Below are 23,959 nucleotides of genomic sequence, written 5' to 3'. Positions count from 1 at the left end.
GAACGTCGCTATCTGGTTCGGTCGTCGCGGCCGGTCGATTCGATATCGGTCGCTGTCCCGCGGTTATGTCCCACCGGACAGGTCCTGATTGAGGCGAATTTCGTCGTCGGTCACCCGGCTGACCGCCTCCTCCTGCAGTGGATACGTGTCTTCGCCGCTCCCGCTCCAGCCGAGTCTCGCCTTGATCGAGTCCGTGATTCCGGGATCCGGTTCGACGTGAGCGGTGCCGTGTTCGACAGCTGCGACCATTCCGACTTCGTCACCGTCGGCGTTGACGACGCGCTTGCCGATGTCGTCGTCGGTAAACTGTGGAGACATTGCACTCGAAGGATGGAGCGAGTCGTGCAAGGCCGTGGTGCTTGCCTGCGCTTGCGACCGGCTAACATCGAGCCGACGCGAGTCGTCGTCGATCACTCGAACGCCGGGTCTCTGCCCTCGAGAAACGCGGTGACGCCCTCTTCGTGGGCCGCTGACGTGCGGGCCTGTGCCTGCAGCAGGTTCTCGTAGTCCAGTCCGTCGTTCCACGATCGACCCAGGTTCTCGTGCATGGCTTGTTTCATCAGTCCGATCGTAGCCGTTGGACCGGCCGCGAGCTGTGCGACGATGGCTGCGACCTGGTCGTCGAGTTCGTCGGCAGGGACTGTCTCGTTGACTAACTCGAGGTCGGCCGCGCGGTCTGCGTCGATGAACTCGCCAGTAAACGCGAGCCGCTTGGCGGCGCGGAGTCCGATGATGTGGGGGAGCATGACGGTGCCGCCGGTATCGGGAAGCAGCCCGAGCCTGACGAACGCACACGAAAAGCGGGCGTCGGCAGCGGCGACCGCGATATCCGCGAGCGCGACGATCGACAGCCCCGCCCCGATGGCGTCGCCGTTTACCTTCGCGACGATCGGGACGGGAGACGCGAGCATCGCCTCGACGACGCGGCCGAACGTCTCAGTGACCTGTTCATAGGCTGCCTGTGACGAATCGGGAATCTCGGCGAGCGCCTCGAGATCGCCACCGGCACTGAAGGCGTCGCCCGCACCGGTGATGACGATCGCGTCGTTCTCTTCGGGCGTGGCGGCGTCGATAGCGTCGGCCAGATCGCTGGCCGTCTCGGTCGTGAGCGCGTTGCGCGCGTCCGGCCGATCGAACGTCAATCGTACCACACCGTCATCGTGATGGGTTTTCATGCCATGACTGTTGTGCGCCTGGCTATTAAACGCGGGTCTCGATCCTGTTTTCGTCCAGGAGAGGGCACTCGACGGGTCGAGCGGTCGCGAAAAGCACCGAGATGGCCGTCGATCGGGACTGTGGCTTCGGGCAGGTAGCGGTCAGTTCGTCGGGATCGGCGGTGCGACGGTCTCCTCTTCGGTCACGTTGAGTTCGGACGTGACGAGTGCGCGATAGGCTCTGCGCAGGCGCTCGGAGAGCGCCTGATGGGAAATGTCAAGCTCTTCGGAGAGTTCCTGCATCGAGACTTCGCGCGGAATCTCGAAGTAGCCGTGATCGATCGCTGCAACCAGCGTCTCGTACTGGCGGGCCGTCAGCCCGCACTGGGAGTGTGTCTCCGCTGCCAGGTCGAACAGCCGGACGATCGTCGGCGTGACATCGGCGTCGTCGAAGCGGTCGTACAGCGAGCTAACGCTTTCGCGGTCGACGACGCGGACGCTGAGCAGCCACGTCCCGTTCGAAGCCGACGCACTCAGTACCGTCCCGTCCTCCTCGAGGACGAGTTTGAAGGGGTCGATGGTGTCCGGTTCGAACTCGATGTCGTACAGCCAGCGGTCCTCGTCGCTGCTGATCTGCGTGTACGTTCCGATCGCGGTCGCCTCCTCGAGCGCGTCTTCGACGTCCGACTGGGACGGCCCCGAGAGCCAAAGTCCGTGGCCGCTCGAGGCGATCACCCGCTCCATTTCGCAGGTCAGCGACGGAACGGCTTCGAATAGTTCGTCGGTTCCAGTGCCGTCGGCCTTGATCTCGATGTCTGCGATGGAGGTCATAAGTCTCACCCCACGATAGAACGACGATATCCATAACCGCACTTCCAAACCACTTAGAAACGATCTGAGTGAATTACGAGTCGTTTGACCAGTTCCCTCGTCGCTCGACTCCCTCGAGCGTGCGGATCGCGTCGACGAGAGCGTCGATTCCGTCGTCGCCGTGGCCAACGACGGGACCGCCGACCGCATCCGGTTCCCCGCCGACCAGAATCGTCGGGAGCGGCGACTGCGAGAAGCCTTCGACGAGGACGGTGTCGTACCCACGACGTGCGAGTCGCTCGAGGGTCCGTGAGAGCGCCTGAATTTCGGGATCGTCGGCCTCGAAGAGGGGGTCGCCGTCGGCGGCCGGCGGCGCGGCTTTCCCGTGTGTCGTCACCTCGAACGTCGTCGTTGGTGTAATTCCAACGACGGTCTCCGCGCCCGCGGTTCGATGGCGATGGGTATCGGTTCCCGGCGTATCGACCTCGATATCGTGGTGGATCGACTTGATCGTCGCGACGCGGCCGTCCTCGGCCAGCCGGGGCACCAGCCGCTCGACGAGCGTCGTCTTCCCAGCATCGCTCGGGCCGGCTACGCAGACAGCCCGCAGTCTCGTATCCGCTGCCATGCGCGTCCATTGACGATCCGAACTTAAAGTTCCGCGTCAGCAGGACGCGGTCGTCGGTTAGAAGAGTTCGACGCGGATTCCGTCGGCCTCGAGCTCGGCCGCGAACGCCTCGGCATCGGTCTCGATCGGCTCGAACGTGTCGTAGTGCTCCGGGAGGACCAACTCGGCGTCGACGCTTCGGGCGAGGTCGGCGGCCTCGGCGCGATTCATCGTGAAGTGGCCGCCGATCGGCGGGATGAACACGTCCGCCGAAAGCGACTCGTGATGGGGGAGGGAGTCCGTATCCGAGGGGCACAGGACGGTCGTTCCCTCGAGCGTGAGCACGAGACCGATCACTTCGCCGTCGGCGTGATACGGCTCGCCGTCCTCGTCGACGTGGTCCCCGTCGGGATCGTTGTAGGCGGGGATCGTCCGCACGTCGATTCCCGCGACTGTCGTCTCGCCCTCGTAAGGGAGGTCGACGACGTCGACCGCCACCTCGTCGGTGTCGATCGCCTCGTAGGCCGCAACGGTGACGTCCGGCCCTGCAACGGCCGCGATCGCCGCCGGGTCGTAGTGGTCGAAATCATCGTGGGTGACGAAAATCACGTCGCCATCGCCCGGTTCGCCCTCGAGCACTTCGCTCCACGGATCAATATAGATGATCGTGCCATCCGCGGTCTCGAGACGCTTACTCGCGTGACCGAGCCGTTCGAACGTCAGGCTCTCGTAATCGACGGACATGGTGGCTCGAAAATAGGGAATGCGTCGTCTTATAGGTCGGTCGTTCGCTCGAGACGTCGTCCGGAGCAGACGCGGGCCGGGCGCGATTTGAACACACGGTCGGACGTGCTCACTGCGTTGTGCGCGACCTCCCTGCGTTCAAATCACGCTGGCCGCTTCGCTCGTCACGAATTGTTCCTCGCAGAAGCGGGCCGGGCGCGATTTGAACACGCGACCGTCTGATTAAGAGTCAGACGCTCTGCCGGACTGAGCTACCGGCCCTGTACCTCCGACTTTCGCTCGGTCGTTCAAATACGTTTCCCTTGGGAGGCGCTGTGACAGCCATCCACGCGCGATTGCCCTCGAGCCACCGGCGCGAAACGTCAGTCGATGCCACGCTTCGGGACCATTAAGTGCGGTGGGTCCGACCACACGGGCAATGAGTACGGGGGTTACGATTTCGTCGATTTCTGACTACGCTATCTTGGGCTGTGGCAGCGTCGGGTATGCCGTCGCAGAGGAACTCGTCGAACAGGGCAAGGACGTTTCCATCATCGATCGCGACGAGAGCCGGGTCGAATCGCTCCGCGATCAAGATCTGGATGCCCGTGCGGCCGACATCCGTGACGCCGAGATCGCCGATCTCGTCGCCGACCGCGATGTCGTCCTCATCCTCGCGTCGGACGTCGAATCGAACAAGCAGGCCCTCGAGCACATCCGCGAGGCAAACGACGACCAGTTCGTCGTCGCCCGTGCGAGCGATCCCGTCTCCGGCGACGAACTCTCCGAGCTCGGGGCCGACATCGTGATCAACCCGTCCTCGGTCATCGCTGAGTCCGCGCTGCGAGCGCTCGAGTCCGGCGAACTCGAGTACAATGCAAGCCAACTCGCCGGGATCGTCGAGGAGACCGGGACGCAACTGGCGATCGTCACCCAGGACAGTCCCGATCCGGACTCGATCGCCAGCGCGGCGGCGTTGCAGGCGATCGCCGGCCACCTCGATGTCGACTCCGACATCATCTATCTGGGTGACGTCGGCCATCAGGAGAACCGTGCGTTCGTCAATCTGCTGGGGATCGATCTCGTTCAGTGGGACGAGATCGAAGACCACTCGATCTACGACACCGTCGCGCTGGTCGATCACGGGACCGCAGGCGAGATGGAGCTCCCGGTCGACATCGTCATCGATCACCACGAGGCGGAGACCGAGGAGGGCGTCGAGCCCGAGTTCGTCGATATCCGGCCGAACATGTCCTCGACGTCGACGATCATGACGAAGTACATTCAGGAGTTCGACATGAACGTCTCCGAGGAGGTCGCGACGGCCTTACTCTATGGTATCCGCGCGGAGACCCTGGATTTCAAACGCGACACGACCCCCGCCGATCTGACGGCCGCTGCCTATCTGTACCCCTTCGCAAATCACGACACCTTAGAGCAGGTCGAGTCGCCATCGATGTCCCCCGAGACACTGGACGTACTCGCGGAGGCGATCACCAATCGCGACGTCCAAGGCAGTCATCTCATCTCTAACGCTGGCATCGTCCGCGACCGCGAGGCACTGACCCAGGCCGCCAGCCACCTCTTAAATCTCGAGGGTGTCACCACGACGGCGGTCTTCGGTATCGCCGACGAGACGATCTTCCTTGCCGGTCGCTCGAAGGACATCCGCATCAACATCGGCAAGGTGTTAGACGATGCCTACGGCGAGATCGGCGAGACGGCCGGCCACTCTACGCAGGCCAGCGCGGAGATCCCGCTGGGCATTTTCACCGGTATCGAAATTTCGGATGGCACGCGGGATACGCTGCTCGAGTTGACCGAAGAGGCGGTCAAACGGACGCTGTTCGACGCGATGGGCGTCGAGGGAAGCAGCGAAGGCTCGAACGGTAGCTAGTGGCGTTCCACGCCAGAAGTAGGGGTCGAACTCGCGGGCAGATGCCGGTTCGACCTCGCTGTCGACGCGTGGAAGGGCCTACACGACGAGTTCGTCTTCTTCCTCGTCGGGGTCGCGGACGCGCTCGACGACGTCGTTGATCAGGATGATGTCGCCGACCGACCGGACCCAGCGGTAGGGAACGATGATGCCCTGGCCGCTGCGGGCTTCTTCGGCGAACAGTTCGCTGTTTAAGTTCGCGAGTGCAAGACCGGAGACGACCTGGCCGTCGATGTTCAGTCTGAGATCCTCGACTTCGCCCACGAAGACGCCATTGTTCGAATAGACCTCGCGGCCGACGAGAGAGGTGATCTCTTGGGGTGTGTCGTCCATGTCTGGGTTCATGCGTGGTGGACTCTTAACTTTTGGTTAGACGTGACAGTCAGACTGTTGGACACCAGTCGATGAAGGCGATCGCACACGGACAGCCGTCGCTGCGGCGGCGAGCGCTGCAAGGCGATCGGTGGAACCCGGGGTGGCTGCCAGAGGAGGGCCACCCAAACCGCGATAACGGTGTGTCTGACGGTTTATTACAGAATCTCGTCGACGGCGGCGTGATCGGACAGGAGCTGTTCCATCCGAGCAACCGTCTCCGCATCTCGCGTCCGCCCACTCCGAATCACGTCCTCTGCACGCTCGACGGTTGCGAGCGTGTCCGTCTGCACGGAAAGGATCGGGACGCCTTTCTCGCTTGCCTGCCCGAGGATCGTTCCCGGTGGGCGGTGCCCACCGGTCAGGATGAGACAGCGGATACCGGGTGCCTCGAGCGCGGCAGTATGGATTTCAGCCCGGTCACCGCCGGTGATGACGGCGGCGTCTTTCGTCCGGCGGAAGCGTCGCAGGGCGCTATCGGCACCCATTGCCCCGACTGAGAAGCGCTCGACGTAGCTGTCCTGTCCCTCGTCGACGAGCATCGTCGCGCCGAGTTCGTCGGCGAGATCGGCGACCGTCACACCCGAGAGTTCCCGTTCGCTCGGGAGGACGCCGTGGACCGGAATCCCCTGTCCTTCGAGAAACGGCACGACGTCCGTCTCGAGTTGATCGTAGGCCGCGTCGGGAACGTCGTTGAAGACGACGCCTGCGAGCCGGTCGCCGAACTGATCGGCTGCAGCGAGCACGTCATCGATGTCCGCCGGGATTTCGTACGAGGCGACCAGCAGGATACGTGCGTCAAACAGGGCCGCGATGTCGGCATCGGTGAGATCGACGATCTGGCCGATGTCGTATCTGCCGCCACCCTCGACGAACAGTCGATCGTGGGCCGCCGCGAGCGTCTCGAACGCCTCCCGGACGCGCTCGCGGAGGTCGTCCGGATCCTCGCGGCCGCGGATCACCTGCTCGATGAACGTCGGCGAGTAGACGACCGGCTCGAGATCGTGGATCTCAGCCTCCAACTCGAGCAGTTCGCGGGCGAGCAGCGGGTCCTCGTCCAACGTTTTGCCGACGTTGCTCTGGAGGCGGGTGCCCTTGGGTTTCATGTAGCCGACGCTGTCGCCTGCACTTCGTGCGAGGCGGGCAAGCGCCAGCGTGATGGCCGTCTTGCCGGTGCTCTCCGCGAGCGAACTGACGAGGAGCGTGTCGGTGTCGCCAGGGACGGTCTCGGTGGTCGTCGTGTCTGTGTCACTGTCGGTCTCCGTAGATTCGGGGTCTGAATCGATGTCGGTCATGGTTCCTCCGTATCGAGTTCGTCGGTGTCGACGGTCAGTCGGAGATCGATCGCTTGGACGCCGTCGGGGCCCGCCACGAGCGGGTTGATATCGAGCTCGAGAATCGACGGGAAGTCAGTCACCAGCTGTGAGAGTCGTTGGATCGTCTCGATGATTCCATCGACGTCTGCGGGCTCGCGGCCGCGAGCGCCGCGCAACAGCGGTGCGGCCTGAATCTCGTCGATCATCTCGCGGGCCTCGCGCTCGCCGATCGGCGCGATACGAACTGACGTATCTTCGATGATCTCGACGAAGATGCCGCCGAGTCCGAACAACAACAGCGGGCCGAACTGTGGATCGCGGTTCATCCCGACGATCGTCTCGGTCGCAGTCTCGAGATCAATCAGTTCCTGGATCTGCACGCCGATGATCCTCGCATCGGGCTGATAATTACGCGCCCGAGCGACGATGTCCTCGTAGGCGTCGTAGACGTCGTCAGTGGCGACGCCGACTTTGACGCCGCCGATATCTGATTTGTGTGAAATCTCGGGGCTGACGATCTTCATGACGACGTCGCCCTCGATCGACTTGGCCACTTCGCGGGCGCGTTCGGGGTCGTTGACGATCTCGCCAGTTGGCGTCGAAATCCCGTAGGCCTCGAGTAGATCCATCGACTCGACGCCGAGCCGGTTGTTGTCGCGCCGCGTCGCTCGTGAGAGGATCTCGCGGGCACGCTCTCGGTCGACGTCGAACGTCTCGGGTTCGTCGGTCGGTTGCTCGTGAATATCGCGGAACCGAGCGAGCGCGTCGAGTCCCGACACTGCCCGTGAGGGATCGAAATAGTTCGGAATCCCTGCCTCGCGCAACGTTGCTTCGGCGTCTCGAGCGCGTTTCCCGCCCATCAGACAGGTCACGACCGGCGTCTCGTGTGTCTCGCGGATCTCGATCACCGTCTCGGCGAGGTCGTCGTACGACAGAACCGCCGTCGGCGCGGCAACGACGACCGCGCTGCCGACGTTGGGGTCGGCGAGTGCGATCTCTAAGGCCTCGCCGAAGCGGTCGACGTCGGCGTCGCCGATCGCGTCGATCGGGTTGTAGACGTTGGCTTCGTCGGGCAGTGCCTCAGTCAACGCCGCGACCGTCTCGTCAGTGAAGTCGGCGATCTCGAGGCGCGAATCGCCGACTGCGTCGGTCGTCAACACGCCGGGGCCGCCCGCGTTCGTCACGACGGCGACGCCATCGGTGTCTGGCTCGGGCAGCCCTGCGAGTGCCCGCGCGTAGTCGAACAACTCTTGGACTGAATGGGCTCGCAGGACGCCAGCTTGCTCGAGGCCGGCCTCGTAGGCCCGCTCGCTGCCGGCGATCGCGCCGGTGTGCGAGGAGGCCGCCTTCGCGCCGGCGTCCGTTCGGCCGGATTTGACGAGGACGATTGGCGTCTCGTCGGTCACCTCACGTGCGTCCGTGAGGAACGTCTGTCCGTCGTCGATGTCCTCGAGATAGCCGATGATGACGTCAGTTGCCGGATCGTCGTCCCACTCGCGGATGAAATCAGTCTCGTCGAGGACGGCTTTGTTGCCAATCGAGACGACGTCCTGAAAGCCGATCCCCTCGTCGGTCGCCCAGTCGAGGACGGCGGTGATGAACGCACCCGACTGGCTCAGAAAGGAGATCGACCCCTCGAGCGGGGTTTGCGGGGCAAAGGAGGCGTTCATCCCGTTCGGCGTCGCCATGATCCCGAGACTGTTGGGACCGACGACGTTGAGGTCGTGTTCGGCGGCGAGTTCGCGGAGTCGGCGTTCGCGCTTTGCACCCTCACTGCCGGTCTCGGCGAACCCAGCGGTGATGACGACGATATTCTCGGTGCCTGTCTCGGCGAGTTCCTGAATCGATTCGATGACGATATCGGGCGGTACGACGACCACCGCCAGCTCGATCGGCGGGGCGCTCTTCGCGTCCGGATAACACTCGAGCCCGAGGACCGTCTCGCGCGAGGGATTGATCGGAACGACCTCACCATCGAACCCATCACGCAGGTTCTCGAGGATCGCCCGGCCGACCGCGCCCTCGCGGTCGGTCGCACCGACTACGGCGACGGTCTCGGGATCGAAAAGTGCGGATAACCGTCCCATCGCTCGAGCGTTCGCCGAGCAGCGTGTTAAGCGTATGGCGTGTTCCAGCCGTCGGGAGATCGTGGCTGGTAGGGTGTCGTCTCGAGCAGTCGGCAGATCGGTGCCGGTTCCCAACTGCGCCAGCACGGCCAGTGTGGAAGGCATATATGTTAGTGTAGGAACCAATCGGCTGATGGTCAACGTCCGTCCCCGCGCCGTCGCCCTCGGCACCGCACTACTGGGTGCCGTCAGTCTGCTGACTGCAGTGGTGTTGTTGCCGACGATTCCTGAAAACCCGCCCGGAACCGGGTTCGCGGCCGGCCTTACCGGTATTTTCGTGTTACTATACGCAGTCGTGGGACTGCTTGCACTCGTGGAAGCAGGAGTGTTGGGTCTCGCAACGCGGGTGTGGGAGCCGGCCGAGTGGCCGCGTCGGCTGCTCATGGGCGGGGCCGCCGCTGGCGGACTTGCCGTCGTTCTGTTGGTCGGTCCCCTCCTTGTAAGCCGACTCGTCGCAACCCTACTCGATCGGCTCGTCCCGGTTGGCAACGCCCTCGGGATCGGACTCGTGCTCGTCCCGGTCGGGATCGGCTCTACCGCGCTCGGTCTCGCTATCCATCTCGTCGAGCACGTGCGGACTCGAGCCAGAACGTAACTGGCCGTCGGACGGTCTGGTGTAACTGTGTCCCAATGCGGAACATGGCGTGGTGACTGCACTGGAACTGACGTCCAATCGGCCGTCTCAATGCATCGAAATCGCCGGTGACGACCGACTCGAGGCGAAGACCGCGAGCAGGTAGCATGCGATGGCGACGACGACGATCGAGCCGCCGGTGGGCAGGCTCTGTGAGATCGAGAGGACGAAGCCGCCGATGACGGCCACCTGTCCGAAGAGGATCGACAGGTAGAGCGTCTCCCGGAAGCTCTGAGCGAGTTGGGTGCCCGCGGCGACGGGGACGACCAGCATCGCGGCGACGAGGATTACGCCGAGGATCTGCATCGCGCCGACGATGACGACAGCCGTCATCACGATCAGCAGGGTGTTGTACCACGTGACGTTGAGCCGTGCGACGCGGGCGGCCTGCTCGTCGAACGTAATGAACAGCAGCTGTTTGTAGGTCGCGACGGTGACGGCGACGACGACCACGCTAATGACAGCCATCAGCCGCGCACCCGAGGGGGTAACGACCGAGATGCTGCCGAAAATGAAGTCCTGGACGTTGATGCCGGACATCCCGCGACCGTAGCTGATGACCAGCGTCCCAACGGCGAAGCTCCCGGTCAACATGATCGCGATCGGCACGTCGCCGTAGGTGTCGGTTCGCTCGGCGAGCCACTGGACCGCGAGTGCGCCAAGCACCCCGACGACGAGCGCGACAAGCATCAGCGAGCCGCTCCAGCCGGTGATCGAACTCACCAGAAACCCGACTGCGACGCCGGCAAAGGCCGTATGCGCCAATGTTTCACCGATCAGGGCCATCTCGCGGTGAACGAGATACGTGCCGACCAGCGGCGCGACGACGCCGATCAGGATCCCCGTCGCGATCGAACGCCACATGAACGGATGATAGAAGACGCTCGTCCCGAGGTAGTGATCCGCCCACCAGCCCGCGATCCGAAGCTGTTCGTACAGCGTTCCGACGACCGGGACTTCGCGCAACGCGTCGATCGCCAGCAGCACAACCATCGCTACTGCGAGGACGGCAGTCACGGCGATCCCGACGTGCTCGAGCCGCCGACGAAGGGAGCCGTTTGTAGTCATCAGTGATGGTGGTGGACGACCTGGCCCGTCGCACCGTAGGCCTCGGTCAGGGCATCGCTTTCGACGAACGATTCGGTATCACCGTGGTGGTACAGTTCCGTGTTAATACAGGCGATTCGGTTTGCCCGATCCGTCACGACGCCGATGTCGTGTTCGATCAGGATGATCGTGATCCCATCGTCGTTGAGCGACTCGAGCAACTGGTAGAACGCGTCCCGGGATTCGGCGTCGACGCCGACGGTCGGCTCGTCGAGTGCGAGCAGATCGGCTTCGGAGGCCAGCGCACGGGCGATGTAGGCCCGCTGGCGCTGGCCGCCGGACAGCTGGTTGACCTGTCGGTCAGCGAGATCGGTAATGCCGACGGTCTCGAGTGCGTCGTCGACGATCGCGTGATCGTCGGCAGTCAGCCGGCCGTGGCCCGCGTGGGCGAACCGCCCCATCGTCACCGCTTCGCGGACGGTAACCGGCATCGAACCGCCGCCACTGGTGGCCTGCTGGGAGACGTACCCGATGCGCTCGCCGTCGTCGAACGCCGAGACGGGCTCGCCGAAGAGTTCAATCGTCCCACTGTCGGGCGTGCGCAATCCGAGCATGAGGTGCAACAGCGTGGTCTTGCCCGAGCCGTTGGGACCGATCAGGCCCAGAAAGTCTCCCTCATCGACCCGCAGCGTGACGTCCTTGACCGCTGGCTGTTCGCCGTAGGCAAACGTTACGTTTTCGAGCGCGACGACGGTCACTGTGTGTCTAGTACCTCTCTGAACGCGGGGATGTTTATCTCTTCCATTTGCTCGAGATACCCCCAGCCCTCGTCTTGCCACGTCGTGAGCGTCCCCGAGAGGTGCGTAATCGGCATCGCGTCGGTAGCGTCGCTCTCCGCGAGGATCGTCTCGACGAGTGGGTACGCGCCGTCGGGATCCTCGAAGGGATCGTAGAGGATCGTCTCGATGCCCTCCGAATCGACGAGTTCGATCGTCTCGGAAATGTCGTTGGCACTCGGCTCTTCCTGCGGGGAGACGCCGACCGGCGTATGAATATCGAACCCGTAGCGGTCCTGTAGATAGGTAAACGAGTCGTGGCCGGCGAAGACGGCGACACGTTGATTTGCCGTCTCGAGTAGCTCCGTTAACTGCTGGTCTATCGACTCGAGGTCGGTCGTATACGATGCGGCGTTCTCCTCGTAGGTCTCGGCGTTGTCCGGATCGGCGTCGGCCAGTCCCGACGCGATCGTCTCGACGATCTCTGTCGCGAGCACGGGATCGAGCCAGACGTGTGGGTCGATCGACGCTTCGCCGTGATCGTGGCCATCGTGAGTCTCGGTGTTATGATCGCCTTCGCTTTCGTGGTCGTGGCCATCGTGAGTCTCGGTGCTATGATTGTCTTCGCTTTCGTGGTCGTGGCCATCGTGAGTCTCGGTGCTATGATTGTCCTCGCTTTCGTTGTCGTGGCTGTCGGTTTCGTGATCCCAGCCCAACAGCTGGTCGTCCAGTCCTTCGAGCCCATCGATTACGGCGACGGTGTCGTAGTCTGCCTCGAGCGTTGCCGCGACGTCCTGAGCCCACGAGAACGCAGGCGTATCGAAGTAGACGAAGACGCCGGCGTCGGCGATGTCCCGGGTGAGGTCGCCGCTTGGTGACCAGCCGTGACCGGCCTGTCCGGTTCCGACCGGGTTCTCGAAGTCGATCGCGTCGCCGCTGACCTGCTCGGCCCAGTCCCACAGGGTAAAGAAGGCGGCGTAGCCGGCGTCGAGGTTCGCATCTGCCGCGCTAATATCATCGAGACAACCGGCGACGGTACTCGCGGCGGCTGTGCCGGCAGCCGTCTGCAGCAGCGTCCGTCGTGTCAGCTTCATACTCGAGGCTAGTGCTACCCGAGTATAAGTATTATTATCGGGCGGTTCTTTTTTATTAATTCTCGCCATTGGATACGATCTCTGTTAATAACTACTGCCCGTATAGCGAACTGAGTTATTATGCTATCGGATCGGCACTCAGCGTCGAGCCGACTTAGCGAGGAAGCGAGGACGCAAAGAAGCGAGCACGATGGCTCTACTCGAGGGAGACCTCGAGTCGGGTCCCATCGAGCCGCCGGTAAGCTGGTGGTCGATCCGGAACTGGGTCGCGAACCACCTCGAACGTGTCGAACCGGATCACGAGCCGGCCCGGATCGATCGTCGCGCGAAGCAGAGGGCCCCGGCTGGTCACGACGACGTAGGGCGGTGCGGGGACGGGAGTCGCCCGAAGTTCGTACCCAGTTGCGTCGACCGCGTCTGCGAGCACTCTCGGCAGGGCCTCGAGAACCCCGGCATCTGCGAGCGTCTGGTGGAGCCCATCCGCGACCGTCTTCCTGTCGGTCGTTCGCGCGGTATCCCAGGGGGCAGCGACCGCGTCGGCACAGGCGTCGATCCCATCGACGATCGGCGCGTGGTCCGTCCGGATCCGACGCCGCGCGTCACGGACTGGGTGGGACATGAATTCCGGTGGAACGGGCACGTACTAAGGCGTCACGACTCGAGTCGGACCATCGAGCTATTCACGCTGGGTTTTGAAAACGCCGATGTTCAGCGTCCGAACGTCCGTCAGGACGCCACGAAGCCGCTGTCGCCACGACGATCCTTGCCGGGCCGAACGCTCGCGCCGGAGTCGTTCGTTTTCGGTCTCGAGATCTCGATTTGCCGCCTCGAGCTCATCGAGCCGCGTTTCGAGCGTGTCGACCTGATCCTCGAGTCGGTACCGGCGGCTGCGCTGTGCCGAACGATCGTTTCGCAGCTGATCACGTTCGTGCCGGAGCTCGGCCAGTTCCCGCTCGAGTCGCTCGCGGTCGCGGTCGGCCGAATCGACGAACGAGGTGCGGTCGTCGTCCGCTGGGATTCCCTCGAGCGACGCGGTGTCGGTAGCCGCGTCGTCGGATTCGATTTCGATGTGGCCCGAGTGAGTGGCGTTGACGACGGCTCCGACGAGTAGTATCAGGCCGCCGAAATACAGCCAGGTCAGCAAGAGAAGGATTGCGCCGATCGGTCCCGCCGAGTCGGAGCTACTCGACATGGCAACGTAAACCTGAAACAACGACTGGAGGGCCGCCCAGCCGACGGCGGCGACGATGACACCCGGCAGCACCTCACGAATCGAGAGATCGATGTCCGGGAAGAAGTAGAACATCGGTAAGAAGGCGATCATCAGTCCGATCACGAGCAACAGCGGGTTCAAGAGCCCGATGAATAGACTGTCCGGGAAGAACGCGAAGACGACAGTGGTCGCTGCGGCGGCGATCAGCGCGACGATGATTGCCCCGAAGACGACGGCTCCATCGCGCACCTGATCGATCAGCGAGTTCTCCGCGGTCGACGTATAAATCTCCGAAAATGCGGTGTCCAGCCCGCGGAAGATCTTCAGCGACCCCCAGACGAGCGCGATCAGCCCGATGATGGAGGTGCCGACGCTGCCGGTCGAGCCTTCGATCCCTTGCTCGAGGATGACCTGGCCGCTCTCGGGCAGGACCCCCTCGGTCATCGACGACACCTGCGTCGCGAGCCCCTCGTTACCGACGAACGACACCAGAAAGAACAGCAACACGAGCAACGGAATCAGCGAGACGAACGCCTGATAGGCGATGCTGGCGGCCATAAACGTCACGTTCTTTTCCTGAATCCCGGTCACGACCGACTTTGCGAACGGAACCACTTCGCGAGCGTTGCGATCCATACCCTCCATCCGTCACAGGGCCGGATAGCGATCTGGCTTGCAGCTACGGGCCGTTTGGGGCGGCCATGACCGCGTTCGATCGCTACTCCTCGAGCAACTGATCCACCGCGTCGCGAGTCGGGAGCGCCGCCATCGCGCCGCGAGCGGTGGTCGCCGTCGCCGCGACCGCGTTTGCGAACGTCACTGTCGCCGTGAGATCGCGACCGTCCCGCAGGGCGTCGATCGCGCCGGCAACGAAGGCATCGCCAGCACCGGTCGTATCGACGGTATCGACCGCGAATCCCCGATGCGAAACCGTGGCTGTGGGCCACGCCGCATCGTCGCTCGCGACGGCAACCGCCCCCTCGCTCCCGCGCGTCACAAAGACCGTATGGGCCGCGCCGCCGTCGATCGCCGCGCGAGCGATTTCGGTCGGTGATTCGCCCGACGCGCCCAGCGCCTCGAGTTCGGTTGCCGTCGCGAAACAGACGTCGACGTGGGCGAGTGCGTCGCCCACTGTACTCGCGAACGCCTCTTCGTCTGGCCACAGCTCCGGCCGCCAGTTCGGATCGAACGAGATCGTACAGTCCGCAGTAGCGGCCCGCTCGAGCAGCTCTAGCGTCGCCGCACGCGCAGAGCCGCCCGAGAGAGTCACGCCGCCGGCGTGGATCCACTCGCAGTCGGCGAGCGTTTGGTCGTCGATCCGGCCGGGCTCGAGGCATGTGTCAGCCGTGTCGTCGCGGTAGAACGTAAACTCGCGGTCGCCGGTCTCGTCGTGCGTGACGAACGCGAGCGTCGTCTTCGCCTCGGCGTCACGGGCGACGAATCGAGTGGGGAGGCCATAATCGGCGAGCGTCCGCTCGAGGTAGCGACCGAACGGATCGTCGCCGACGCGGGTCCAGAACAGTGGCGGGTCGTCAAGTCGGGCGAGCGCGACGGCGACGTTCGCGGGCGCACCACCGGGCCGGCGCTCGAAGCCGGCGACGTCCTCGAGCGGGCCGGCGCGTTCGGGGATGAAGTCGACCAGGGCTTCGCCAGCGACGAGCACGTCGTGAGTCATGGCCGATGCTCCACCGCCGAGTGGGGTAGATCCTTCGGCGATACCCGGAACCGAAATCTGACGCGGAGTGCTGATACTGCCGGACAGAACGACGTGACGCCGGTCGCATGTATGCGGCCGTCACCTACGGGGACGGCCGCAAATTCGCGACCGGCGTCGTATTGACTGCTGTCCAGTAGTATGAGTTGCCGAAACTAGACATCTATATGAGAGGTCAGTTTCGAGTGTGTCGTATCACTATGAAAGAGATTTCACGGCGCAGGCTACTCGCAGCCACGGGGACAGGTGTGGGTCTCGTATCCGGCGCGGGGTGTCTCGGCGGACGCGGGCTCGGGACCGACGACGGCAACGGAGCCGACACGACCGGCGAGACGGACGACGACCCGAGCGATCTGACACCGCTCGAGCAGTGGATCCCCGCCACTGGGTGCACGGAACTGCTCTTTCACTATCGGGACCTCGCGACGGTTCGCCAGCACGAGGACGTGCTGCAACCGAATGTAACCGAGTCCATCCCGACGGTACCCGATGGGGATAGCAGCGCGTTCGTCGAGCAGTTAGCAGACGGTGAGCCGGCAGTGGACTCGATTTGCCGGTTCGGGTCCGAGGGCGTCGCCGGCAACGTCGTCGTTTCTGGCTCGTTCGATCCCGACGCGGTCGACGCAGCACTCGAGTCGGCGACCGGCGATTTCGACCGCTTCGAACGCGACGGCATCTCGATGGCCGTCTCGTCGGAGACGCTGGTCGTGAGCCCGTCCGACGGCGCGGCCCTCGAGGCCATCCTCGCGGCCGGCGTTGAGGGCACCGATCGTCGTGCCGAGACGAACGACGGCTTTGGGCAGTTGGTCGACCGACTCGACGGGAGTACGTTCGTCTGGGGCGAATACGATGGCAACGAGAACGGCAACGGGGCTGCGTTCTCGTGGGCGCTCGGACCGGAGACGACGACCCAGTCGATGGTCGCGGTCTCTGCTGACGCTCAGCGGATGGACGAATTCGAGGACGCGATGGCAGACCGATTCGACGATGTGGCGGTCGAGACCGACGGCAACGTCAGCGTCGCGACGAGGACCCTGCCGACCGCGGACTACGAGTACCGGGATCTGTTCGCCGAACGCGGAAGCCAACCGACGCAACCGCAAGCGGGTGTGACCATCGACGTCGATTCGATAGCACGAACAGTGACGGTTACCTACGTCGCGAGTGGCGATACGGACCGACTCGAGATACGCGACTGGACCGGCCTGCGCGACGAACTGACCGAAGTCGGCCAAGCCGCAACACTCGAGTACGGTAGAGATGAGTCAGGAACAATCACCATCGTCGCTGTCCGCGGTGAAACTGAGGCGGTCGTCGCCGAGAAATCGATCTCGTTTTGAGACAGACAGATCGTCTCGAGCGCACCGTGCGACGGGGCTTTATCGAAAAGCGTCGACAGCAATGTCCGCCTACAGGACGATACTCTTCTTGCGCATCATCGCGTGGATCGAGGCGTCGAGCCCTTCGCGGCCGATGCCCGAGTCCTTGTTGCCGCCGAAGGGGATGTCGCCGAGGCCGTGGCTTGGCGCACCGTTGATGCGGACCGCACCGGCGTCGATGCGCTCTGCCATCCGCATCGCGCGCTTGTAATCGCTCGTGAAGACTGCGGCGTCGAGTGCGAGATCGGAGCCGTTGGCGAGCTCGAGGGCCTCTTGTTCGTCCTCGAACGTCGTGATCGCTGCGATGGGGCCGAACTGCTCTTCGTCGACAAGACGTGCGTCGTGTGGAACGTTCGCCAGCAGCGTGGGTTCGAAGAATTGCTCGGCGAGTTCGTCCGGGACGCCCTCGGGGGCACGCCGTTTCCCGCCGCGGACGATCTCCGCGCCCTTGTCGACGGCGTCGTCGACGAGTTCTTCGACCCACTCGGCCTGATCTTCGCTGATGAGCGGGCCGAATGCGGTGTTCTCATCGAAGAGATTGCCAGCCTGCCAGGCGTCCATCTGGTCCTCGAGTATGTCGACGAGGTCGTCGTGAACCGACTCGTGAGCGAGCACGCGCGAGATGGCCGAGCAGCGCTGGCCGGCGTACTTGAACGAGCCTTTGGCGCAGTTGCCCGCGACGTCCGTGAGGTCGGCGTCGTCGAAGACGACCGCTGGGGCGTTCCCACCAAGTTCCATATGCAGGTTGACCATGCCGCTCTCGCGGGCGACGTGTTTGCCCGCGCCCGAGGAGCCGGTCATGGCGATCGCGTTGATGCGGTCGTCGCCGGCGAGGACGTCACCGATTTCGCCCGCTTCGCCCGGAACGAAGTTGAATGCGCCGTCCGGAATCCCGTCGATATCGGCGATGATGTCGGCGAGGATTGCCGACGAAATCGGTGTCTTGCTCGCAGGCTTGAGCAAGACGCTGTTACCGGCCGCGATCGCAGGCGCGACCTGCAGTGCCGTCGTCGCGAGCGGATAGTTGTACGGCGTGATACAGAGGACGGCACCGATCGGCTCGTGCTTGACGATCGCCTGCCAGCCCTCATGGCCCGCCGTCGACCCCTCGCGGTATTCGCCGTTGCTGACGATAGTGCGTGCCTCTTCGGCCGCCCGGTCGAACCGCTCGGCCGCCTGCTCGACCTCGCCGCGAGCCGACGAGATCGGTTTGCCGGCCTCGCGGACGATGACCTCCGTGAGTTCCTCCTCGCGCTCACGGAGTCTCTCAGCGATCGACTCACACCACGTCGCGCGCTCGACGACAGTCGTCTCCCGAAGCGTCGGCTTGATCTCGTGGGCAGCCGCAAGCGCGGCCCGCGCCTCCGCCGGTCCCGCCGCGGCGACCTGTGCGAACGCTCCACCTTCAGCGAGATCCGAAACCGAGAGCACATCTTCGGTCTCGAGCCACTCGCCATCGACGTAGAGCCGCTCTCGCCGCTGTGCAATTCTGGTTGCCATACACCTCCCTTGGACCTCCATGTTGAAAATGTTTACTCAGCCCCGAAAAAATAAAGAGTATACTAGCAGTGTCATTCGATAACAGGTCTTCTGAAACAGAAACTAACTCGAGACAGTATTTCAAGAATAGATCTTTAGGTATACCAAAGAATCTTTACTGGTAGACTGGTTTTAAGTGAGTTGCGAGTGTATCCATAGATCGATGAGCACTCAAAAGACCGTCCGCCAGTCGGCTGACAGCGTCGAGGAGAACAGCCTTCGCCTCGAGCAGGACAAGGCCGAACAGATCGTCGACGCGCTAAACACGGAGTTGGCCAACGCCTACGTCCTCTACCACCAGCTGAAAAAGCACCACTGGGTGGTCGAGGGAGGCAACTTCCTCGCACACCACGAGTTCCTCGAAGAGGCGTACGAACACGTCGAGGAAGGCGCAGACGAGATCGCCGAGCGGGCACAGGCACTCGGTGGCGTCCCCGTCTCGGGCCCGACAGCCCAAGAAGACCGCGCCACCGTCGAGTTCGAGGGCGAAGACGTCTACGACGTCCGTACGATGTTCGAACACGACCTCGAGCTGTACGGCGACATCATCGAATCGATGCGCGACAGCATCGAACTCGCCGAGAACCTAGGCGACCCGGCGACCGGCGAGATCCTGCGTGAGATCCTCGTCGACCTCGAGGAAGACGGCCACCACTTCGAACACTACCTCGAAGACGACACGCTGGTCAGCAAAGACGCAATGCAGTGATACGGTCTGCTGTAACGATGTCCCGGTGGGCCCGCAGTGCGGGTCGCGGTTGCACCGGAACTGACTGACAGTAGTCCGTATGAGCACGACCCTCACGACAACCGACTTAGAAATACGGTCCGACGGCGCGTCGACGACCGCCAGATCGGTGGGCCGACCACTGGAAACGGTTTTTCGCCTCGTACGACTGTGAGCGGTAGCTGCAATCGAGACGCCAGTCGTCTCGAACAGCGGCGAGATTAGGGCTCGAGGTCGACGATCAGATCCGTCGCGATCCAGCCGTCGCTGTTGTTTTGTTCGGTGAACACGACTTTTCCGGGGCGAGTTTCGTGACTCGTCACGGCTACCGCTGGTTCCTCGAACTCTGGGGTATCGGCTGCGTCTGTGTCTTCCCTGCGAGCGGGCACGTCCATCACGATGAGTTAGGCGAGCCTAAATCTAAAAAGGTTTTGGTCGGCCTAAGACGTGGTGCTGGAAAACGGTGTCCGGGGACCAGTCTCCTGTTCGGTCGTTTCGGCCATCGACGTACACCACGCGAAGATAGTACCTTTTTTCGTACCGGAGCGATTTCATCGTCATATGAGTTCACACGAGAACAGGTCACAGGGGCCAATGGAACGGCGCGGTCGGGACTTGGTCGCCCACCTGTTCGACGTCGATATCGAACGCGTCGAATCTCTGAGCTGGTCGCTTGGCAACCGAATCACCACCGAGACGGATGCAGACCAGCGCTTTCGATTCGATCACCAGCGGTCTACCCGTTCCGTGACTGCGTTCGAGGTAACCGATTACACGTGCGTACTCCGGCTGCGGACTCCAGTCGGTCGCGAGAAGTTTTACGGGATTGCAAGCGCCGATATCGAGCCCGATCTGATCGCCACCGATTGGGTTCGGACGGCATGAGCCGCGTCGAAGCGGGTTCCACGGATCGGTCTCACGAGTATCTTCATTGGGCTTGATGCGGAACGACCGCACATGGAGTACGACGTCGTCCAGGGTGACATCGCCGCACAGTCAGCCGACGCGCTCGTCAACGCCGCCGGCACGAGCCTCCGGATGGGCTCCGGCGTCGCCGGGGCGCTCCGACGCGGCGCGGGCGAGGCGATCAACGAAGACGCGATGGCAAAGGGACCGGTCGATCTCGGCGACGTCGCAGTCACTGATGCCTACGACCTCGACGCCGAGTACGTCATTCACGCGGCCGCGATGCCCCACTACGGTGACGGTCAGGCGACCGCCGAAAGCATTCGGAACGCGACCCATCACAGTCTCGCAAAAGCCGACGAACTCGGCTGTCGATCGCTCGTGATTCCGGCGCTTGGCTGTGGCGTCGCCGGCTTCGATCTCAGGGAGGGGGCAGCAATCATCGGCGACGTGATCGCCGACTACGACCCGGACACGCTCGAGGAGGTTCGTCTAATCGCCTACAGCGATTCGGAGTACGACACGATACAGGCAGCGACTGAGACCACAGCGAACCCGGACCCGAACGGCTCGCCCGATCCGGACCGGTAGCGACGTGTCCAGTGAGTGTTCGCGCCGACTGTCGAGACACGGGCGAACAGGTTTTGAGAAACGGTGGTAGTTTTTCCACGGGGCGGGTTCAATCATCGTCTGAATAATGTACGATACGATCCTGATTCCAACCGACGGAAGCGAACAAGCCGACCGTGGCATCGACCACGGACTCGACCTCGCGGCGCAATACGATGCAACAGTGGTGTGTCTCTACGTCGTCGACGAGCGTCGATACGGCAGACCGCCAGCGCTCGGCACTGTCGAGGTCGACCACGAGAAACACGAAGACGAAGCCATGGAACTGCTCAAAGAGACCGAAGAACGTGGCCGCACCCTCGGCGTCGAAGTCGAACACGAATGTCGACGTGGCAACCCCTGGGACGAGATCGTCACCTTCGCTGAACGCGAAGATGCCGATCTGATCGTGATGGGGCGGCGCGGTGTGACCGACGACCGCCGAACCTCGCTCGGCAGCGTCACCGAACAGGTCATGCGCCAGACGGAAATCCCCGTTCAGGCGGTCTGACTGGGCCGGGCTATAGTAACAGCTGAAACGATTTACTACCGGGTTTCTGGCACACCCGTAGGACGGTCGCGGGTGCACCAGACCCCACTGACGAGGGTCCGTGTCAGAAAGCGACGCTGCACGCGGTGGCCGCTTTCGTACTGCTAGCCGCCAGTATCAGGAATCCGATTCCGAAGCCGGTTCGCCGTGGGTGACGCCCTCGCGCTCGTCGGCCTGCATCCGGCGCAGGGCCGCGCGGCCGCTGCCCGCATCGTAGCCGAAGAAGACGCTCTTGGCGTACTCCTGGGCGACTTCGCTGGCGTGGATGAGGTTGTCGATGTCGACGTTGACCGCGTACAACTCGATGTTAAACGGCGTCTCGAGTGCGCTTTCGAACCCTTTGGCGATCGTCTCGAGCCAGTAGGTCGTCCCGTAGTGGGTGTCGTACAGCGGGACGACGAACTCGTCGACGTATTCTTCGATGGCCTCGAGGTCGATGCCGGCGCGCTCGTAGAGGTGGCCGGGGTAGGGATCGGGGTAGAGGGTCATGTAGACGGTTCCGGGAATCCGGTCGACGGCTTCCTCGACGAACTCGGTGATGACGCTGGCGCGCCATTCCATGCGGTTGTCGAACTCGCTTGCCTCGAACCGCTGCTCGCAGACGCCACAGCGGCAGTATTCAGCGCGTGGGAAGCCGATATCGTCGAGACGCACGTCCTCGTTTTCGGCGACACAGTCGTCGATGACCTCGAACAGGCCCTCCCGGTAGTCCTCGCGGGACGGACAGATGTAGGCCCAGTCGAAGTAGGGCTGTTGGCGGTCGGCTGGCCGGCCCATGTCGTCGACGGGCATCAGCGACGGATCGGCGTCTGCAGCGGCGTTATCGCCGAAACAAGAGACCATATTGACCCCATCGGCGATCGGGTCTGACGACCGACCGGTCACGTCTTTGACCTCGTAGAAGCCGCGCTCGAACTCCGGCCATCGTACTTCTTCGGCGTTACGGGTGACGACGCCGTACATAATTCAGGGTACGCCGCCGTCACCGTAAGCCGTTCGGAATAGAGTGCTCTCCTGTCTCTCCATCCGATCGCAGCAGGTGTGCGATCAGTCGCAATCGGGTCGTCCAGCAGTCGCCTATTCAGCCGGGTCGTAGTCGACTTCGACGTCGTCGGAGCCGCCGAACGTGACTTTATAGAGGACGGCGACAACGAACAGGGCGAGTACGATCTTGACAGTACGTGACATGTACAGGTGGAGATTGGGTGGCAAATACTTAGGTATTCTGGATGATCGTCTCGGCGAGAAACCAAGGACAGCCGACAGCCGCTTACGTGTCGATCAGCGACGCGATCTCTTCGCGGACGATCGTCCCACAGTACCCACAGCGCACGCCGTCTTCCAGAACCGCGAATCGAGAAGTGACGGGTTCACCGCTCGTCGTGATACAGCCGGCGTTGGGACAGGAGAGCACACCGTCGACGACGTCGGGCCGTTCGACGCGGTGTTTCTCGACGACGTCGAAGTCACGGACGATGTTGATGGTCGCATCGGGCGCGATCAGCGAGAGGACGTCGACTTCGTCCTGGCTCAGCTCGCGGCCTTCGACCTTGACGATGTCCTTGCGCGCGAGCCGATCGGAGGGAACGTTCATCCCGACCGAGACCTCCTCGCCGTCGCTGCCGTCGATGCCCAAGATCGCGAGCACGTTCAGTGCCTGCCCGCCGCGGACGTGATCGATGACGGTTCCGTCGCGGATCTTGCTGACCCGTAGTTCGTGCTCGTCGTTGCCGTCGTGGTGGTCGTGATCGTCACTCATCTCCCTCACCTCCGATCGCCTTGTCGTCGCTCAACAGGAGATCCAGCAGCGCCATCCGAACCGGCACGCCGTTGTGTGCCTGCTCGAAGTACGCCGCGTGCTCGGTCTCGTCGATCTCGGGGGCGATCTCGTCGACACGGGGCAGCGGATGCATGATCGTCAGGTCGTCGCTTGCGGCCTCGAGCGTGTCGGCATCGATCTGATACTCGCCGGCGACTTTCTGGTACTCGTTTTCGTCGGGGAACCGCTCGCGCTGGATCCGCGTGACATAGAGGACGTCAAGCGAGGGCAAGATTTCCTCCAAGGAGTCGTGTTCGCGGATCCCCGGCGCGTCCTGCTGGTGGAGGTCGTAGACGACCTCACGGGGTAACTGCAGGCTCTCCGGACTGATGAAGTGCTGGTGGGCGTCGAAGTTCGTCAGCGCGTAGGCCAGCGAATGGACGGTCCGACCGTACTTCAGATCGCCCATGATGCCGATCGTCAGATCGTCTAAGCCGGCGTTCTCCCGGATCGTGTAGAGATCGAGCATCGTCTGTGTCGGGTGCTGGCCCGCACCGTCCCCCGCGTTGACCAGCGGGACGTCGACGAACTCGCTGGCCATCGTGGCCGAGCCCTCCTTGGGATGGCGCAAGACCAGCGCGTCGGCGTACCCCTCGATAACGCGGACGGTATCTGCGAGCGTTTCTCCCTTCTTGACGCTCGAGGACTCGATCGAGCCCATGTCGACGACGTCGCCGCCGAGGCGTTTCATCGCGGTCTCGAAGCTCATCTTCGTCCGCGTGCTCGGCTCGAAAAAGAGTAGCCCGAGCAACGTCCCAGCGTGACGGTCGGCGACGGCCGACGGGTCGTCGCCGATCTCGGCCGCGTAATCGAGGATGGTCTCGATGTCCGCCCGCGAGAATTGTTTGCTCGTGATGAGGTGATCGTGGCGCATTCGTTCGTGTAGGCTGTGGCGTGCCCCTTGAATC

The 23,959-nt window shown here is 63.2% G+C and carries 26 protein-coding genes and 1 tRNA gene; 7 read left to right on the top strand and 20 right to left on the bottom strand.

What is annotated here, in order from left to right; translation table 11 throughout:
* Positions 1 to 63 precede the first annotated feature (63 nt).
* From C476_RS04735 to C476_RS04710, 6 genes are all read right to left on the bottom strand, one after another.
* A complete protein-coding gene (locus C476_RS04735) occupies positions 64 to 318 on the bottom strand; it encodes a hypothetical protein (protein WP_241430467.1) in 255 nt (84 codons plus the stop codon).
* Positions 319 to 410: 92 nt separating this feature from the next.
* The gene (locus tag C476_RS04730; RefSeq protein WP_008010375.1) at positions 411 to 1,175 is read right to left on the bottom strand and encodes an enoyl-CoA hydratase/isomerase family protein; all 765 of its coding nucleotides are present in this window, start codon (positions 1,173 to 1,175) and stop codon (positions 411 to 413) included.
* 141 nt (positions 1,176 to 1,316) lie between these two features.
* Positions 1,317 to 1,985: a helix-turn-helix domain-containing protein gene (locus tag C476_RS04725; RefSeq protein ID WP_008010373.1), complete on the bottom strand. Its 669-nt coding sequence runs from the start codon at positions 1,983 to 1,985 to the stop codon at positions 1,317 to 1,319.
* Positions 1,986 to 2,058: 73 nt separating this feature from the next.
* Positions 2,059 to 2,592: a molybdopterin-guanine dinucleotide biosynthesis protein B gene (mobB, locus tag C476_RS04720; protein ID WP_008010371.1), complete on the bottom strand. Its 534-nt coding sequence runs from the start codon at positions 2,590 to 2,592 to the stop codon at positions 2,059 to 2,061.
* A gap of 57 nt (positions 2,593 to 2,649) precedes the next feature.
* Positions 2,650 to 3,315: an MBL fold metallo-hydrolase gene (locus C476_RS04715; protein ID WP_008010370.1), complete on the bottom strand. Its 666-nt coding sequence runs from the start codon at positions 3,313 to 3,315 to the stop codon at positions 2,650 to 2,652.
* 187 nt (positions 3,316 to 3,502) lie between these two features.
* A tRNA-Lys gene (locus C476_RS04710) sits at positions 3,503 to 3,576 on the bottom strand.
* A gap of 157 nt (positions 3,577 to 3,733) precedes the next feature.
* On the opposite strand from C476_RS04710, the gene C476_RS04705 reads away from it, so the two are divergent.
* Positions 3,734 to 5,191 (top strand): DHH family phosphoesterase, encoded by a 1,458-nt coding sequence (locus C476_RS04705; protein WP_008010368.1) that lies wholly within the window; start codon positions 3,734 to 3,736, stop codon positions 5,189 to 5,191.
* Between the two features lie 78 nt (positions 5,192 to 5,269).
* Here C476_RS04705 and C476_RS04700 read toward each other — a convergent pair whose 3' ends face one another.
* From C476_RS04700 to C476_RS04690, 3 genes are all read right to left on the bottom strand, one after another.
* Entirely contained in the window at positions 5,270 to 5,563 is a 294-nt protein-coding gene (locus tag C476_RS04700; RefSeq protein ID WP_008010367.1) for a PRC-barrel domain-containing protein, read from the bottom strand.
* Between the two features lie 197 nt (positions 5,564 to 5,760).
* Positions 5,761 to 6,897 carry a phosphotransacetylase family protein gene (locus tag C476_RS04695; RefSeq protein ID WP_008010365.1) on the bottom strand — a complete coding sequence of 379 codons (1,137 nt, stop codon included), beginning with the start codon at positions 6,895 to 6,897 and terminating at the stop codon, positions 5,761 to 5,763.
* Positions 6,894 to 9,005, bottom strand: a complete 2,112-nt coding sequence (locus C476_RS04690) for an acetate--CoA ligase family protein (RefSeq protein ID WP_008010363.1) — start codon at positions 9,003 to 9,005, stop codon at positions 6,894 to 6,896. Before C476_RS04690 ends, C476_RS04695 begins: the two co-directional genes overlap by 4 nt.
* 172 nt (positions 9,006 to 9,177) lie before the next feature.
* Between C476_RS04690 and C476_RS04685 the strand changes: the two genes are divergently transcribed.
* Complete coding sequence (locus tag C476_RS04685; protein WP_008010361.1) at positions 9,178 to 9,639, top strand: hypothetical protein; 462 nt, start codon at positions 9,178 to 9,180, stop codon at positions 9,637 to 9,639.
* An 87-nt stretch (positions 9,640 to 9,726) separates the two neighbouring features.
* Here the strand turns inward: C476_RS04685 and C476_RS04680 are convergent, their stop codons facing one another.
* From C476_RS04680 to C476_RS04655, 6 genes are all read right to left on the bottom strand, one after another.
* Positions 9,727 to 10,746: a metal ABC transporter permease gene (locus tag C476_RS04680; protein WP_008010359.1), complete on the bottom strand. Its 1,020-nt coding sequence runs from the start codon at positions 10,744 to 10,746 to the stop codon at positions 9,727 to 9,729.
* Positions 10,746 to 11,483 (bottom strand): metal ABC transporter ATP-binding protein, encoded by a 738-nt coding sequence (locus C476_RS04675; protein WP_008010357.1) that lies wholly within the window; start codon positions 11,481 to 11,483, stop codon positions 10,746 to 10,748. The genes C476_RS04680 and C476_RS04675 overlap by 1 nt, the downstream gene beginning before the upstream one ends.
* Positions 11,480 to 12,595: a metal ABC transporter solute-binding protein, Zn/Mn family gene (locus C476_RS04670; protein WP_008010355.1), complete on the bottom strand. Its 1,116-nt coding sequence runs from the start codon at positions 12,593 to 12,595 to the stop codon at positions 11,480 to 11,482. The genes C476_RS04675 and C476_RS04670 overlap by 4 nt, the downstream gene beginning before the upstream one ends.
* 196 nt (positions 12,596 to 12,791) lie before the next feature.
* Positions 12,792 to 13,214, bottom strand: a complete 423-nt coding sequence (locus tag C476_RS04665; RefSeq protein WP_008010352.1) for a hypothetical protein — start codon at positions 13,212 to 13,214, stop codon at positions 12,792 to 12,794.
* Between the two features lie 57 nt (positions 13,215 to 13,271).
* Complete coding sequence (locus tag C476_RS04660) at positions 13,272 to 14,444, bottom strand: YhjD/YihY/BrkB family envelope integrity protein (protein ID WP_049911593.1); 1,173 nt, start codon at positions 14,442 to 14,444, stop codon at positions 13,272 to 13,274.
* 82 nt (positions 14,445 to 14,526) lie between these two features.
* Entirely contained in the window at positions 14,527 to 15,483 is a 957-nt protein-coding gene (locus C476_RS04655; RefSeq protein WP_008010346.1) for a carbohydrate kinase family protein, read from the bottom strand.
* Positions 15,484 to 15,722: 239 nt separating this feature from the next.
* On the opposite strand from C476_RS04655, the gene C476_RS04650 reads away from it, so the two are divergent.
* A complete protein-coding gene (locus C476_RS04650) occupies positions 15,723 to 16,862 on the top strand; it encodes a hypothetical protein (protein ID WP_049911592.1) in 1,140 nt (379 codons plus the stop codon).
* 69 nt (positions 16,863 to 16,931) lie between these two features.
* On the opposite strand, the gene C476_RS04645 is transcribed toward C476_RS04650, so the two are convergent.
* Entirely contained in the window at positions 16,932 to 18,401 is a 1,470-nt protein-coding gene (locus tag C476_RS04645; RefSeq protein ID WP_008010341.1) for an aldehyde dehydrogenase family protein, read from the bottom strand.
* Between the two features lie 202 nt (positions 18,402 to 18,603).
* On the opposite strand from C476_RS04645, the gene dpsA reads away from it, so the two are divergent.
* On the top strand, positions 18,604 to 19,149 hold the full coding sequence (gene dpsA / locus C476_RS04640) for a DNA starvation/stationary phase protection protein DpsA (RefSeq protein ID WP_008010339.1): 546 nt from the start codon (positions 18,604 to 18,606) through the stop codon (positions 19,147 to 19,149).
* A 239-nt stretch (positions 19,150 to 19,388) separates the two neighbouring features.
* Here dpsA and C476_RS18880 read toward each other — a convergent pair whose 3' ends face one another.
* Entirely contained in the window at positions 19,389 to 19,562 is a 174-nt protein-coding gene (locus C476_RS18880) for a hypothetical protein (RefSeq protein WP_008010337.1), read from the bottom strand.
* Between the two features lie 166 nt (positions 19,563 to 19,728).
* Between C476_RS18880 and C476_RS04635 the strand changes: the two genes are divergently transcribed.
* The 3 genes from C476_RS04635 (at position 19,729) to C476_RS04625 (ending at position 21,193) form a co-directional block, all read left to right on the top strand.
* Positions 19,729 to 20,052 (top strand): hypothetical protein, encoded by a 324-nt coding sequence (locus C476_RS04635; RefSeq protein WP_049911591.1) that lies wholly within the window; start codon positions 19,729 to 19,731, stop codon positions 20,050 to 20,052.
* 72 nt (positions 20,053 to 20,124) lie between these two features.
* Entirely contained in the window at positions 20,125 to 20,664 is a 540-nt protein-coding gene (locus C476_RS04630) for a macro domain-containing protein (RefSeq protein ID WP_008010335.1), read from the top strand.
* A gap of 106 nt (positions 20,665 to 20,770) precedes the next feature.
* Positions 20,771 to 21,193: a universal stress protein gene (locus C476_RS04625; protein ID WP_008010334.1), complete on the top strand. Its 423-nt coding sequence runs from the start codon at positions 20,771 to 20,773 to the stop codon at positions 21,191 to 21,193.
* 156 nt (positions 21,194 to 21,349) lie between these two features.
* Here the strand turns inward: C476_RS04625 and C476_RS04620 are convergent, their stop codons facing one another.
* The 3 genes from C476_RS04620 to pyrB all read right to left on the bottom strand — a co-directional run bounded on the left by C476_RS04620 (position 21,350) and on the right by pyrB (position 23,925).
* Positions 21,350 to 22,195 carry a hypothetical protein gene (locus tag C476_RS04620; RefSeq protein ID WP_008010333.1) on the bottom strand — a complete coding sequence of 282 codons (846 nt, stop codon included), beginning with the start codon at positions 22,193 to 22,195 and terminating at the stop codon, positions 21,350 to 21,352.
* A gap of 307 nt (positions 22,196 to 22,502) precedes the next feature.
* Complete coding sequence (gene pyrI / locus C476_RS04615; protein WP_008010331.1) at positions 22,503 to 22,991, bottom strand: aspartate carbamoyltransferase regulatory subunit; 489 nt, start codon at positions 22,989 to 22,991, stop codon at positions 22,503 to 22,505.
* A complete protein-coding gene (pyrB, locus tag C476_RS04610) occupies positions 22,984 to 23,925 on the bottom strand; it encodes an aspartate carbamoyltransferase (protein WP_008010330.1) in 942 nt (313 codons plus the stop codon). The genes pyrI and pyrB overlap by 8 nt, the downstream gene beginning before the upstream one ends.
* Positions 23,926 to 23,959: the final 34 nt, after the last annotated feature.

The sequence above is a fragment of the Natrinema limicola JCM 13563 genome (assembly GCF_000337475.1).
GTDB classification, from domain to species: domain Archaea; phylum Halobacteriota; class Halobacteria; order Halobacteriales; family Natrialbaceae; genus Natrinema; species Natrinema limicola.
The sequence above is the reverse complement of the archived record's forward strand: the minus strand, read 5'-3'. Positions and strand labels throughout refer to the sequence as shown.